Here is a 13,182-nt window from a genome sequence, read left to right as displayed (position 1 = left end):
AATTCACTCTGGAGTAGTGGTTGTAGGTCGATCCATCGCGACGAACTCCTCGACTCTTTCCATGAGCTCCCGGCCGGCGCTGAACATCTCTTGCCAGTCCGTGGGGAAGCGCACATTCAAGGGTAGTTGATCAATTCGCCAGCGCGACGGCAGCGGGTCATCGAACCGGGCTGCGACCTGCAAGCCCATTTCACTGGCGGCAAACGGGCCGCGCAGCACCGTCGGCGTGCGCCCGGCGCTGTCTACTGCCTGAACCACGTGAGCCGCCAGCCACTGGCCATCCGGCATGCGCACGCGCAGCGGCTGACCGATCGCGGCGTAACTGATATTGAGCGGTTCCAGATAAATCCATAGCAGCGGGTCCTCCAGCCGCTCCAGGCGCATCAACAACGTGCCGGCGCCGACGTTTTCGCCGGGCGTCACCAGCACTTCCGCGATCCGTCCGCTCTGCCCCGCCTTGATCGACAACGCGGCGAGACGCGTCTTCAACCACTGCTGCTCAGCGTTCTGTTGAACAATCTCGCGCTCAAGCCCTGGGGGCGCCTGACGCGCCAGTTGCTCGCGGCGTTCGAACGCCAACAGGTCCGCCCGAAACCCGTCGAGTTCCGACTGCGCTGCCAGCACCTCGCCACGAGCGGCCGCGCCTTGTCCAACCAGATACTCAAGTTCATTGATCTTTTGTTCCGCCCTGCCGATACGGGTCTTGAGCAACTGGCGCTCGCGGCCGCCCAGTTGGGCAGTGACTTTGCCCGTGCCCGTTCCCGTCGCCTTGGTCGGCATGGCAGCCAGTTGCGCTAATCGGGCCCGCCATTCCGGGTTGTCCAGAGTGACCAGCATTTGATCGGCCTGGACTTGCTCACCGGCCTTGGCAAACAGCTGGTCGACCCGGCCGGCATCGCGCGCTCGCACTTCGTAAATCGGCAGACGCAATTGCGCCGGCGCGTCGATCATCAGCATGCTGTACGCCAGTTTTCCACCGAGCCAGATCAAGGGGCTGGCAACCAGCAACAGAATCAAATACCAGCGCGCGCGAAAGGCCATGCGCTTGCCCGGTGCGTACAGCACGCTCAAGCCCTGTTCCTGGGTGGGGTTCAATTCTTTGCGACTATCGAAACGAATTTTCATGACGGCTCACCGTTTTGGAAAGTCTCGCCAGGCCTGCCAGTCAATACCGGCAACCCCCCGCGGTTGCAATTGTTCGCGCCAGGCGCTGGCCTGATGTTTCAGCTGTTCAGTGGATGCGCCAGCCCAACTTTCCGTGGCTGGTAATTCGGGTTCTGTGCTTTGGGCCAAACGAAACTGCAGCGCCGGCCAGCGCTGGGCGATCTGCTCCGTCATGCGTGCGCTGTTTTTCGGGTTGCGGGTGTAAATCATCAGGCTGACCTGACGCACACCGGCGTCGGGAAGTGCACACGGCACACAGGTTTGCCCTGCCTTCGGTTCAGCGAACCAGCGATGATGGCTGGATATTTCCACCGGCCATGGGCTTTCGCTGGACGCCATGCGCAAGGTATCGAGCCAGTTTTTCAGGCGCTGATCAGGGACTGGCATGCCCAGTTGTTCGACCTCGAGGTCCAGATGCAGGCTGCTGAATGCAAGCCCCTTCAACTTCTTCAATAAATCGCTGAGCTGATGGCGATCCGTCGGCTCGATCCAGCTCGAATCGCCGAGCAACAGACTCACTTGCAGATCTTCTCGGGCCGCGTCCTGAAGCAGTTGCTCCAGCCGTCGCCGGGTGGTCACCAGGTCATTGACCTGTGCGCCCTTGAGGCCGAGGTAAATCTTGTCCATCCCGGCCTTGCGCAACGCCTGAAGCTCCGCCTCACGCCGATCAGGGTCGAGCAATGCTTCGCTGTCCCAGACATAACTGGCCTGAGACCATTTGCCCGTCCCTGCCCTTTCCCCCGACTTCGGCGCTGCCGCGGACGTGGATGCCAACAAAAAATGCGGTGGCGTGAATGCCGGTGCTGCCGATGCACAGGCAAGCGCCGCAAAGGGCAGCGACAGCGTCAAGGCTAGAAGTACGGATCGCATATCAAAACCTCGTGGCTCGTTTAAGAACCCACCACGGCGCCATAGAGGTCTCTTCATGGCCTCGACGAAACATCTCGTTGAGCATGGCCACTGCGCTCCAGCACCGAATGAGTAGCATGAACAGAGGGAAGACAGGCACCAACAACCCCAGGGTCACGTCCTGTCGAGGTCGATCGGACACCATCGACAACATGGCGCCGAACAGCAGCATGGTGATCAACAGGTACAGCAGGTAGATCAGCGTAAACAGAAACAACAGCGTCTTGCCCGGCAAAATGAATAACGCCAGCAAGGTGTAGATGAGGATGATGAAGGGCAGCACCAACTGGAAAAAGAAGCCACTGACCAGGATCATCAGGAAGCTTCGCCAGCCCAGTAAATCCGGGTTGATGTTGTGGTTGTGCTTTCTGACGTACAGAAAAAACAGGTCGCCGTCCCAGCGCAAACGCTGCATCAGAAACTGCCTGAGGGTCGCGGGTGCATCGGTGTGCCCGATCGCTTCCGGCTCAAAAGGAATCTTCAAGTCATATCGCTTGAAGTAACTTTTGATGCGCAGCGTCAGGTCCAGATCTTCCGCGGTATGCGTGTTCCAGCCACCGATTTTCACCAGGAAACTGCGGCGGAAAGCGCCAAAGGCACCCGAGACGTTATTCACCAGGTTCCATTCGGCCAGACCGATTTTCGACATGTGAATCGACAACACGTATTCCAGCGCCTGCATCGCCGTGACCCAGGAGCCCCAGACATTGCGCACCCGCAGACTGCCAGCGACCGCCGGCACCGAAGGGTCTTCGAAATTGCGCACGATGGCACTGACCATGTTGTTGTCGAAGGATGTATCTCCGTCGAGCGCCATGACGATTTCGCCGCTGGCGTGGGAAAGGCCGGCGTTCAATGACGACACCCGTCCGCCCCTCTGCCATTTGGCGATCGGGCGCAAATGGCGCCGGGGGTACAACAGTGGGTCCACGTAAAAACTGCGAATGGCACTGAGCGTCGGTTGATTCATCGTGGCGCCGTCCACCACCGGAATCATCTCGATGTGGCCGGGGTACGTCTGCTCGCACAGGCTTAACAACGTGGTCTGGACATCCATCCCTTCGCTGTAGCAGGTGATGATGCAAGAGACTTTGGGCCGATAGAGACTGGTCTTCGGCACGCGGCTGCGTCGACGGGCAAACCAGCGCAATACGCCGAGCAGCACCATGATCGTCAGGGGCAATTCAAACACCAGAAACAACGGGAAGAGCATGAAGAACAATCGGCTCAGACCATCCGTCCCCATGAGCGCGCTGAGCAGGCTATAGAGTTGCTCCATTAGCGGGCTCATGGCTCAAATCAACTCACTGGCAAGACGGGCCAGCAGCAGCTCACCGTCTTCTTGTTCGAGCAAATCCCCGGGGGCCGTGAAACTGACGACGCGCAGGGAAATGTCACTGACCTCCGGTGCGGAAAACAATTCGGCGACCCGGCCCAAACGCTGGGTGACAAACTCCAGCCCTTTGCTATCCGTGTGCGGCAGCATGACCCAGAAGAACTCTTCGGTGCTTCGCGAGCAGCGGTCGGTTTCCCTTACGGATTCCTTCAGCCGATCCGTCAGGCTATCGATGAAGGCATGCCCGCGGTGCTCGCCAAGTCGCGCCAGCGTACCGGCCAGATTGACGAAGCGCAGGCCGATCAGTGAGAACGCTGGCTGCTGGTAACGGCGCACCACCTGCAGCTGCCAGGTCAAAAGCTCGTAGAAATCCTTGCTGCCCAACAAATTGAGGCGACCGAAATGGTTGCCCGATCGATCGTTGAAATCCTGGCGACACCGGAAGCGCCCCGCTTCCGCCAGGCGAAAGTCTCGAACCTCGCGTATACGCAACTTGTCGGGCGCGTGGGACAAGCCGCAATCCAGGCAGCGCGCCTGCACGTCGGCATCGACAAAAAACGCCTGGCATGAGCGGCAGCGATAATTTTCCAAAGGGCGGTCGTAGTCACTGCCGATGTGCCGCAAACGGTTCAGGCAGTTGGGGCAGAGCAACAGGCCATCCTTGAGAAATGACTCCTGACTACCCACGTGACCACAAGTGAAACAGTGCAATGAAGGTTGCCGTGAAATGTCCATCGCCTGGCATTCGGCGCATACATCAATGTAATTGAGGCGCCCCGAACCACAGTCCGAACACAGCCGCACCCGATCGACCAGCACGCCCTCTTCCAGCCAGTCGTGCTGCACCATCAAACTGAGCCAGGCAAACGGGTTGACCTGCTCGCTATCCGCCAGTGCTTCGAGCAGCGGATAGCGATAATGCTGGGGGACTTCGGGGTCGCGCTGGGCAAAAACATGGGCGTCGGCGCGTAACCACAGCCACGACAGCACCCGTCCTTCAAACCGCTCGGGCGCAGAACCCTGCCGGAACAGGTTGAAGCGCTCTCGCCAAATACCCCACAGCGTTTTTATTTCGCTTGTTTCAGCTGGGCATGGGCCATCGCCCAGCGCTTCACACCAGCCATCCTGATCTCGACAGCAGTAAACGAGCTGATAGCGATAGGCCGTAGTTGAGCGCAATTTGCGCAGAACTCGCCCGGCATAAGCCGCGGGCATATCAAGCAACAGAACATCAAATACAGGCGCAGCCAATAAGCTGCTTAGATCCGAAAAATGTTCGAGTTCAGGGATATTAGAACTGGCCACTCTATTACCAAGAACCGCAATACGAGGATTTGGAGTCGACATGATGCACTCCCCTAAGAAGCGAGACACGTGTGGTCCAACACAAGACTACCAACACTAGCACTCCGCCAGAGAAATGCCCGACTAATTATCCAGTTATTTTTTGACAATAAGAACGCCAAAATATCGCCACACTCAAGTTGTAACCCCCTATTATCATCACCGTTACCAATCCGCCAACAAACGCAGATAGTACACTTATAATTCAAATAGTTATGACTTTAGCAAGCTAAGCAACAAGGCGATTTGGATGGATATACAGGACATTCAAATGCGTCTTGTTGCCAATAGAAAACCCCCTTGCCAAATTGCAGGCGCACTCGTGCGACAGCGATACTATCCGGCATTTAATAAGTTCCAGGTTATTCGTCGGCAAAACAACTACGACTGCATACTTCAACGTGTTACACCCACTTTACATTAGCGGCTTATCGACATCATTCAATTAGAACACTTTATAAATTTCATGAATTTGTTTTCTAGGTTATTTAATCGAGAGCTCCGATAAACAAACCGTCGCCATAAATGAATAACCGATAACGTGAAGAGTGCAGCGGCCACTGCCAGCGCCATATCGGCCTGAGAGTCCCATGGGTCATTTTGTGCAGCGACAAAAGCCTTCGCCGTGTCTTTTCCCAGGTACTGCCCACCTATCCATTCGACGATTTCATAGACAGTCGAGGTCGACAGAATATATTCAGCGCGACAAACCCGACCCAGAACCCCCGTAGAAAAACGAACACCCGCCTGATGGAAACGGCAGACAGGCGGAACCGTCGGTAAACGCTGACCAGGACCATTACCAGCAGCAGGGCCAACAGATTTTCCAGGATCCCCAGTCCGTGCCTTAGTTGGCCAGTTCAGGTCACGCGAGGCGAGCGCGATTTCCGCCTCGGCGACGACACATCGCGCCCGGGCCCAGGCCTCCTTAGGCCCGCCGATCCGCTATGGGTGCCGCTCACTTGATCGTAGGAGTTCCCAGCCCGCGAGGCTGCGATCGGCGGTAGGAGCTGTCGAGCCTGCGAGGCTCGACAGCTCCTACGAAAAGTGCGTCGCGGCTGAGCCAGCCTCAGTGATCGACCCAGACGCTCAAGCCCTTCGTGTGGAGCAATGTTCCACAATGAGCTGAGTGAGCGCTGCCACAATCGTATGATCCGCTTCAGCAGAGGTAAACAACCGAAACTGCGCATCCGGCAAATCCGGCAACCCTTGCTCCGCACCCAGCGCCGCCAGTCCCTGCCCCAATTGACTGACCGTCATGGGTGCCACCGCGAAACCAGCCAACGCCGCCGCTCGCAACCCGGCGGTGCTGGTGCATGACATCGCCGTACGTTGAGCGATCCCCGCCTGAGCCAGCCGCCTTAGCGCTATCTCACGATAAGGACAGGGCCCAGGGAACAGCGCCAGCGGCAACGGTGTCGGTAACTGCGTGACAGGTTGCGCCGACCAGGCCCACACCAGCGGTTCTTGCCACAGTAGCACCCCCCCCTCGTTGGTTTCGCACAGAGAACCGATGACCAGCTCAAGATCGCCTCGCTTCATCAGGTTCAGCAACGTGCCAGGAATGCCCACCTGCACGTCGATTTCCATTCCCGGGTTCTGCGCCGCGAAATCCTGAAAAGCCCGCAGTAACCGCGCTTCGACAAAATCCTCCGACACCCCGATCCGCACCCGCCCGTGAAACGGCGTGCGCGTCAGTTGCGCCCAGGCATCACGGTTCAGCGCGAGGATTGTCCGCGCGTAAGCGATCAGGCGCTCGCCATCGGGCGTCAATTGCTGGGAACGGGTCGTACGCTTCAACAGCGGTTTTCCGACTTGCTCTTCAAGTCGCCGCAAGTGACCGCTGACCGCAGATTGGGTCAGGTGCAGCTTTTCGGCTGCGCGACTGAAACCCTCTTCATCGACGACGGTGACGAATGTTTTTAATAGCAGAATATCGAACATAGTTCCATTCGTGATTAATGGCTTATTTATTCACGATTTATATTCCAAATAAAACTATGTTGCAATGATCCAACTTCCCCGCCCCGAGACACGCCATGACCACCCTTCTGCATATCGAATGTTCCCCGCGCAAACAGCGCTCGGCCTCCCTTGAAGTCGCCCGCAGCTTCATTGCGCGCTTTCAAGAAAATACCCCGGACACCGAAATCATCAGCCTCGATCTTTGGAACATGGTTTTGCCGGAATTCGACGAGCTGGCAATGGACGCCAAATATGCCGGGCTCAATGGCACGCCCCTGACCCCGGCGCAGCAAGACGCCTGGAACACCTTGAAAGGTCTGGCCGCGTTCCTGCACCGCGCGGACGTCCTGGTAATGTCCGTGCCGCTGTGGAATTTCAGCATCCCGTACAAACTCAAACACTTCATCGACCTGGTGTCGCAGAAAGACATTTTATTCAGCTTCGACCCGGAACGCGGCCTGGAAGGCATGCTGCACAACAAAACCGCCGTGGTGATGTACGCCCGCGGCCTGGATTTATCGGCGCAGTCGAACACGCCAGCGGAGCGCTTCGACTTTCAGAAGCCCTACGTGGAAGCCTGGCTGCAATTTATCGGCGTGAGCGATGTGCATTCGGTGATTGTCGAGAAAACCATTCTGGGGGAAGACGTTGACCTGAGTGCGCGCAAGGCTGCGACTCAGCAGGCCATGAGGCTGGCAGACAGTCTCGTGTGTAAACTGACCGCGGTATATTAAGTCGTAATGCGAAACCTGCGTTCGCCCGTAGCAGCTGTCGAGCCCCAGCGAGGCTGCGTTCGGCCGCCCCAAACACCGCCCTTTTACCACCTCAAACAAGAGATCCCCCATGGCAAGCCACGACATCACCTTTCTCCCCGACCCAGACCCGGAATCCATCTCCTCCGACGTCGCCGGTTTCGGCGGCCTTCTGGTCTCCACTCAAATCCCTACCCGCGCCGACGGCAGTCTGGAGCTGGGTGGCATCGTCGAGCAGAGCGAGTGCACCTTGCAAGCGCTCAAGGTGGCGTTGGAGCTTGCCGGCAGTTCCATGGACCGGGTGCTGCATCTAACCATCTACCTCACTGACATGGCCGACCGCGCCGCTTTCAACGAAGTCTACAAGCGCTTCTTCGCCAAGCCCTGGCCGGTTCGCGCCGCCGTTGGCGTGGCCTCATTGGCGGTCGAAGGTATGCGCGTGGAAGTGACCGCGATGGCGGCCAAGGGCTGATCTGCGGACTTATCCGGTGGCACTGTTCCAGCGAGCTGGCCGCCACCGGACCATTCCCGACGGCAGATCTGCGCCGTCGGGAGATCTTCGCCGGGACTCAAAAGCGGCTATTTAACGAGGCGTTTTTCCTTGGAAGGCCTGTAGCCGAAGTACGAGCTATAGCACTTGCTGAAATGACTGGGCGACACAAAGCCACAGGCAACCAACACGTCTACCTGTGACAGCTCTGTGTGCTGAAGCAGTCGACGCGCTTCGGTGATGCGCAGCTCCATGTAATATCGCTGCGGCGTTGTCCCGAGTTGCTCCTTGAACAAGCGTTCGAGTTGTCGCCGGGAACGGCCCGCGTAAACCGCCAGCTGCTCTAGCTCCAGAGGCTCTTCGAGGTTGGCGTCCATCAGCTTGACCACCTCTCGCAATGGCGCGCTCACACAGATATTTTCAGCCGGTTTGATGCGCCGGTAGCGAGACTCTTCGAAAGCAAGAATGTCCTCGATACCCTCGACGAGCGCTTTATCGTGCAGTTCCTTGATCCAGTCCAGCGCCATATGAAAGGTCCCCGAAGGACTGGAAGCAGTGAGCCGGTCTCGATCGATGACATAGGGCTCACTGGTGACATGCGTCGCCTTGGAGATTTCCGCGAGTGCGGGACGATGTTCGGGGTGAATGGCGCAACGGTATCCATCGAGCAGGCCTGCGCTGCCCAGGAACCATGCCCCGTTCCACAACCCGGCCAGACTGACGCCCCGATCTGCCGCCATCCGCAACAGGCTGATGAACTCATCTGTCGCCTTCAGTTCTGTCCTGTAGCCGCCGCAAATAACCAGCAGATCCAGGTCGTGAATGGCTGAAGAATTGATGCGCGCATCCGGCCGAATGACCAGACCCAGATCGCTGACGACCTCCCCCTCATTCAAGCCGAACGTTCGGGAAGAGAACAACCCGGGGCGCAGAAGATTCGCGGTGACAATCGTATCCAGCGCCTGGGTGAAGGCAGGCAGGGAGAAATGCTCGAGCAGCAAAAAGCCCGCCCGAGTCATTCGAACAGGCTCGCCAGTGTTTTCATTCAGATAGCGGAGGTTTTTTCCTTTCATGCCTCCGCTGAATTGACGTCGTTCGATCAATGGTCAACCCACTCGGTTACGTTAGCCAATCTGTCATTTGGTGCGTAGCGTCATGCTACCTGCAGACGCTCGAAAAGCCCTAGCCATTATGCAACCGATCAGGGCGGTTGGCCGGGGACGAGACTTCAGGAAGCGTTTGCGACATTCCGCTGCGGCAATGGAGAGACGTTACTGAAAACGGAAACCGTTGAGCCGCTTCATAAATTTGAAAAACCCGAACTCCATCCATACCGCTGAATCCAATGTGTAGGCCAATGGAGGTGAGCGAAATGAACAATGATGACCGTATAGATGACGACGAATCAGAAACGACCCCGCCTTCCGATACCTCTGGCAAACCCGACGATGTGGTCGAAAGCGAGCTTGAGGACCGCGACAGTGACGCCGAAAGTTTGGATGAAGCGCGAAACCAGGATCAGGAGGCTGAAGAGCTCAGGCGAAAAATAGCGGAGATAGAACGTAAAGTGGCGGACGGTAATTAGCCAAATGCCGGAGGGGCGAGAAACATCATGACGCAAATGCTGGCCGAGGGTGATCTCACAAACGGGGTTATGCGCTCCGATAATTGACCGTTTCGGGTTGTGGATTCAACCGGTCGATGCAACAGATTGCAATTGGGCCAAAACCGGTCAATATCGCTCCTTTCGTCTACCCTCACAACGCGCCATGCCGCTATCAGCGTGTGCCTGGCGCTTAATCATTCTTGAATTAATGGATCGGAGATCCTTCATGTTTAAGCGTACCCTGGCATCGGCCCTCGGCTTGACCCTGTCATTTTGCACCCTGCTGACACAGGCCGCCGACACCCTCAAAGTCAGCGCAATTCCCGATGAAGCCCCCACCGAACTGCTGCGCAAGTTCAAGCCACTTGGCGCCTATCTGGAACAACAGTTGGGCATGAAGGTTGAGTTCGTGCCCGTGAGCGACTACCCGGCCGTGGTCGAGGCGCTGGCCACCGACCGCATCGACCTGGCCTGGCTGGGCGGCTTCACGTTCGTGCAGGCACGCCTGAAAACCGGCAATGCCATTCCGCTGGTACAGCGCGAACAGGACGCCCAATTCACCAGCAAATTCATCACCGCCGACCCTGCCGTCAAATCCCTCGCCGATCTCAAGGGCAAGACCTTTGCATTCGGCTCGGTGTCCTCCACGTCGGGCAGTCTCATGCCGCGTTATTTCATGTTGAAGGACGGCATCAAGCCTGAAACATACTTCAGCCGAGTCGGCTACTCCGGTGCCCATGACGCCACTGTCGCCTGGGTCCAGGCCGGCAAGGTGGACGCCGGGGTACTGAACGCCAGCGTGTGGGAAAAACTGGTCACCGCCGGCAAGGTCGACACCACCAAGGTCAAAGTGTTTGCGACCACCCCGGCCTACTTCGACTACAACTGGACGGTGCGCGGAACCCTCGACCCGGCGCTGGCGGCCAAGATCAAGGCAGCCTTCCTGGCGCTCGATCCGGCGAAGCCTGCGGACAAGGAGATTCTGGACCTGCAGGCCGCCAGCCGATTCATCGAAACCAAGCCTGAGAACTACAAAGGCATCGAGGAAGCCGCCCTCGCCGCCGAACTGCTCAAATGACATTGCGTCTGACCCAGGTCAGCCTTACTCACGCCAACGGCGTCCAGGCGCTGCGTGGCGTGGACTTGCACATCGGTGCAAGCGAACAGGTCGCCATCATCGGCCCGTCCGGCGCGGGGAAGTCGAGCCTGCTCAACGTGCTGGCCACCGCCCTGCGACCGGGCAATGGCGAGTTGCAGGTGCTCGGTGAGCGCGCCTGGCAGCTTTCTGCCCGTCAGCGTCAGCGTCTGCGCGCGCGCATCGGTCTGATCCATCAGTCGCCTCCCCTGCCACCGCGCCAACGCGTGGTCACCGCGGTTCTGGCCGGAAAGCTGGGGCAGTGGGGGCTGGGCAAGAGCCTGTTGAACCTGGTGCATCCACTGGATATTCCGGGCGCACGCGCGGCATTGGCCAGGCTGGACCTGAGTGACAAGTTGTTCGCGCATTGCCAGCAACTGTCCGGTGGGCAGCTACAGCGCGTGGGCATTGCCCGCGTGTTATATCAAGCGCCCGAGGTGTTGCTGGCCGATGAGCCGGTATCGGCCATGGACCCCGTGTTGGCCCAGCACACGCTTTCGGTGCTCTGTCGCCATGCCCGGCAGCACAACGTCACCCTGGTTGCCAGCCTGCATGCGGTGGAGCTGGCCCTGGCGAACTTTTCGCGCATCATCGGCTTGCGTGAAGGACAGATCCTGTTCGACCTTCAGGCCAGCGAAGTCGACCGTGAGTTGCTCGACAAGCTCTACGCCAACGAACAATTGCTGTCCCCACCGATTGCTCCGGCGCCCTTGAGTGTGCAGATTCCCCGATGCTGACCCGTGATACCCGAGACCCAGCCACCCGCCCCCGCCTGCTGCTCACCTTGCTGGCCCTTGCCTTGCTGTGGCCGGGCATCCACTTCAGCGAGTTGGACCTCAGCGTGCTGGTGGCAAGTGACAGTCAAAGCGAGATGGGCCGGTTTGTATCCGCCTTCTGGCCACCGGCCCATGGCGAAGAGTTCATTGAGCTGTTGTTGCAAGCCACCCTGCAGACCTTGGCCATCGCCACGGCCGGCATGGCTCTGTCGTTGCTGTTGGCAATCCCCGCCAGCCTGTTGGCTAGCCGTGCTTTGTCGCTGTCTGCTGCCTCCCGTGCCGGGCACCCGAGCTATTGGGGCCAACTGCTGCGCTGGCCTGTACGCGGCTTACTGATCTTCCTGCGCAGCGTGCCGGAAATCGTCTGGGCTCTATTGTTCGTGCGCGCCGTCGGCCTCGGCCCGACTGCCGGGGTGCTGGCCATTGCCATTACCTACAGCGGCATGTTGGGCAAGGTCTACGCGGAAATTTTCGAGTCGGTCGACCAGCGTCCGGCCCATGCGCTGCTGCAATCGGGCAGCGGTCGGCTTGCAGCCTTCTGCTACGGGATCCTGCCCAATGTCGCTGCGGAGTTGCTGTCGTACACGGTGTACCGCTGGGAATGCGCCATCCGCGCCTCGGTGGTGATGGGCTTTGTCGGTGCCGGCGGTCTGGGCCAGCAAATAGATCTGTCATTACGCATGTTCGCCGGTGGTGAAGTGGCCAGTTTGTTACTGACGTTCCTCGTGCTGGTGCTGCTCGCCGATCAACTCAGCCGTCTGCTGCGCTGGAGGCTGGCATGAATCGCCTGATCAATCTGGCACTGCTGCTCTGCATCGGCGCAGCGGTGGTCGCCTCATTCATCTACTTGGGCATCGACCTCGGCGAGCTGGGCGGCACCGGCAATCTGAAGCAGATGGGCGCTTATGCACAGCGTTTTCTCAGCCCGGACCTGAGTTCCAGCCATCTGCAAGCCATTGGCCATGGCGCACTGGAAACCATTGCTATGTCTGCCCTTGGTACCCTGCTCGCGGCGGTACTCGGTCTGATATTGGCATTGCCCGCGGCCGGGCGCTTTGGCTGGCCACTGCAGGGCGCGTCGCGCCTGGTGCTCAACGCCTTGCGCGCGGTTCCGGAACTGGTGTGGGCTGCGTTGATGGTCCTTGCCGCCGGTCTCGGCCCCAATGCCGGTACCCTGGCATTAGCCCTGCACACCACCGGCGTGCTCGGTCGGCTGTTCGCCGAAGCGCTGGAAAACACCCCGCCAGAACCCGCCGAAGCCATCCGCCTGCAAGGCGGCAACGCCGTATGGGCTTTCTGTTACGGCACACTGCCCAACCTGTTGCCACAGCTACTGGCCTACGTTCTGTACCGCTGGGAAAACAATATCCGCATGGCCAGTGTGCTCGGCTTCGTCGGCGCCGGGGGGTTGGGGCAAATGCTCTATGTCAGCCTCAGCCTGTTCCAGGAAGCTCAAGCCAGCACGGTTATTCTGGCCATGCTGTTGTTGGTATTCGCCGTCGATACATTGAGCAGCTGGAGCCGTCAGCGGTGGGTCAAGGCTTGATTGCTTTGCAATTCCATTCGGAACACGCATGGGTTCTACTATCGCCGAAACCCGCAACCACTTCTAAGCTAGACAAGCACTTACAGGGCGACAAGGAGCGTTATACGACAAGCCATCGCAACAAGAAACGTGACATGGCATGTCGTCCAATTAGTAGTC

13 protein-coding genes and 1 pseudogene are annotated in these 13,182 nt (G+C 58.7%); 7 read left to right on the top strand and 7 right to left on the bottom strand.

Annotated features, from left to right (window positions below; genetic code table 11):
- Positions 1-3 precede the first annotated feature (3 nt).
- The 6 genes and pseudogenes from ACYZT2_RS12505 to ACYZT2_RS12480 all read right to left on the bottom strand — a co-directional run bounded on the left by ACYZT2_RS12505 (position 4) and on the right by ACYZT2_RS12480 (position 6,697).
- Entirely contained in the window at positions 4-1,125 is a 1,122-nt protein-coding gene (locus tag ACYZT2_RS12505; RefSeq protein ID WP_461972494.1) for an HlyD family secretion protein, read from the bottom strand.
- Positions 1,126-1,131: 6 nt separating this feature from the next.
- The gene (locus tag ACYZT2_RS12500) at positions 1,132-2,034 is read right to left on the bottom strand and encodes a hypothetical protein (RefSeq protein WP_461972492.1); all 903 of its coding nucleotides are present in this window, start codon (positions 2,032-2,034) and stop codon (positions 1,132-1,134) included.
- Position 2,035: 1 nt separating this feature from the next.
- The gene (locus ACYZT2_RS12495) at positions 2,036-3,364 is read right to left on the bottom strand and encodes a glycosyltransferase family 2 protein (protein ID WP_461972490.1); all 1,329 of its coding nucleotides are present in this window, start codon (positions 3,362-3,364) and stop codon (positions 2,036-2,038) included.
- 3 nt (positions 3,365-3,367) lie between these two features.
- On the bottom strand, positions 3,368-4,624 hold the full coding sequence (locus ACYZT2_RS12490; protein WP_461973086.1) for a TackOD1 domain-containing metal-binding protein: 1,257 nt from the start codon (positions 4,622-4,624) through the stop codon (positions 3,368-3,370).
- Positions 4,625-5,194: 570 nt separating this feature from the next.
- Positions 5,195-5,586: pseudogene (locus ACYZT2_RS12485) on the bottom strand (DUF2238 domain-containing protein); the annotation flags it as partial.
- A 256-nt stretch (positions 5,587-5,842) separates the two neighbouring features.
- On the bottom strand, positions 5,843-6,697 hold the full coding sequence (locus tag ACYZT2_RS12480) for a LysR family transcriptional regulator (protein WP_461972488.1): 855 nt from the start codon (positions 6,695-6,697) through the stop codon (positions 5,843-5,845).
- Between the two features lie 95 nt (positions 6,698-6,792).
- On the opposite strand from ACYZT2_RS12480, the gene ACYZT2_RS12475 reads away from it, so the two are divergent.
- Both ACYZT2_RS12475 and ACYZT2_RS12470 read left to right on the top strand, forming a co-directional pair.
- Complete coding sequence (locus ACYZT2_RS12475) at positions 6,793-7,452, top strand: FMN-dependent NADH-azoreductase (protein WP_461972486.1); 660 nt, start codon at positions 6,793-6,795, stop codon at positions 7,450-7,452.
- Positions 7,453-7,561: 109 nt separating this feature from the next.
- Entirely contained in the window at positions 7,562-7,942 is a 381-nt protein-coding gene (locus tag ACYZT2_RS12470) for a RidA family protein (RefSeq protein ID WP_461972484.1), read from the top strand.
- A 107-nt stretch (positions 7,943-8,049) separates the two neighbouring features.
- Here ACYZT2_RS12470 and ACYZT2_RS12465 read toward each other — a convergent pair whose 3' ends face one another.
- Entirely contained in the window at positions 8,050-9,063 is a 1,014-nt protein-coding gene (locus ACYZT2_RS12465; protein WP_461972482.1) for a GlxA family transcriptional regulator, read from the bottom strand.
- 269 nt (positions 9,064-9,332) lie between these two features.
- Here ACYZT2_RS12465 and ACYZT2_RS12460 point away from each other — a divergent pair, with 269 nt between their 5' ends.
- The 5 genes from ACYZT2_RS12460 (at position 9,333) to phnE (ending at position 13,023) form a co-directional block, all read left to right on the top strand.
- Positions 9,333-9,545 (top strand): hypothetical protein, encoded by a 213-nt coding sequence (locus tag ACYZT2_RS12460; protein ID WP_461972480.1) that lies wholly within the window; start codon positions 9,333-9,335, stop codon positions 9,543-9,545.
- Between the two features lie 247 nt (positions 9,546-9,792).
- Positions 9,793-10,644, top strand: coding sequence for a putative selenate ABC transporter substrate-binding protein (locus ACYZT2_RS12455; RefSeq protein WP_461972478.1), 852 nt, complete (start codon positions 9,793-9,795; stop codon positions 10,642-10,644).
- Complete coding sequence (locus tag ACYZT2_RS12450) at positions 10,641-11,438, top strand: phosphonate ABC transporter ATP-binding protein (protein ID WP_461972476.1); 798 nt, start codon at positions 10,641-10,643, stop codon at positions 11,436-11,438. Before ACYZT2_RS12455 ends, ACYZT2_RS12450 begins: the two co-directional genes overlap by 4 nt.
- Complete coding sequence (locus ACYZT2_RS12445; protein WP_461972474.1) at positions 11,432-12,259, top strand: PhnE/PtxC family ABC transporter permease; 828 nt, start codon at positions 11,432-11,434, stop codon at positions 12,257-12,259. The genes ACYZT2_RS12450 and ACYZT2_RS12445 overlap by 7 nt, the downstream gene beginning before the upstream one ends.
- Positions 12,256-13,023: a phosphonate ABC transporter, permease protein PhnE gene (phnE, locus tag ACYZT2_RS12440; RefSeq protein ID WP_461972472.1), complete on the top strand. Its 768-nt coding sequence runs from the start codon at positions 12,256-12,258 to the stop codon at positions 13,021-13,023. Before ACYZT2_RS12445 ends, phnE begins: the two co-directional genes overlap by 4 nt.
- Positions 13,024-13,182: the final 159 nt, after the last annotated feature.

The organism is Pseudomonas sp. MDT1-85 (genome assembly GCF_054898065.1).
Note: the sequence above shows the minus strand (reverse complement) of the source record. Positions and strands in the feature narration are given on the sequence as shown.

Excerpts from the sequence above, each read along its gene's own strand:
- ACYZT2_RS12505 (WP_461972494.1), bottom strand. The coding sequence starts at position 1,125 with ATGAAAATTCGTTTCGATAGTCGCAAAGAATTGAACCCCACCCAGGAA.
- ACYZT2_RS12500 (WP_461972492.1), bottom strand. The coding sequence starts at position 2,034 with ATGCGATCCGTACTTCTAGCCTTGACGCTGTCGCTGCCCTTTGCGGCG.
- ACYZT2_RS12495 (WP_461972490.1), bottom strand. The coding sequence starts at position 3,364 with ATGAGCCCGCTAATGGAGCAACTCTATAGCCTGCTCAGCGCGCTCATG.
- ACYZT2_RS12490 (WP_461973086.1), bottom strand. The coding sequence starts at position 4,624 with ATGCCCGCGGCTTATGCCGGGCGAGTTCTGCGCAAATTGCGCTCAACT.
- ACYZT2_RS12480 (WP_461972488.1), bottom strand. The coding sequence starts at position 6,697 with ATGTTCGATATTCTGCTATTAAAAACATTCGTCACCGTCGTCGATGAA.
- ACYZT2_RS12475 (WP_461972486.1), top strand. The coding sequence starts at position 6,793 with ATGACCACCCTTCTGCATATCGAATGTTCCCCGCGCAAACAGCGCTCG.
- ACYZT2_RS12470 (WP_461972484.1), top strand. The coding sequence starts at position 7,562 with ATGGCAAGCCACGACATCACCTTTCTCCCCGACCCAGACCCGGAATCC.
- ACYZT2_RS12460 (WP_461972480.1), top strand. The coding sequence starts at position 9,333 with ATGAACAATGATGACCGTATAGATGACGACGAATCAGAAACGACCCCG.
- ACYZT2_RS12455 (WP_461972478.1), top strand. The coding sequence starts at position 9,793 with ATGTTTAAGCGTACCCTGGCATCGGCCCTCGGCTTGACCCTGTCATTT.
- ACYZT2_RS12450 (WP_461972476.1), top strand. The coding sequence starts at position 10,641 with ATGACATTGCGTCTGACCCAGGTCAGCCTTACTCACGCCAACGGCGTC.
- ACYZT2_RS12445 (WP_461972474.1), top strand. The coding sequence starts at position 11,432 with ATGCTGACCCGTGATACCCGAGACCCAGCCACCCGCCCCCGCCTGCTG.
- phnE (WP_461972472.1), top strand. The coding sequence starts at position 12,256 with ATGAATCGCCTGATCAATCTGGCACTGCTGCTCTGCATCGGCGCAGCG.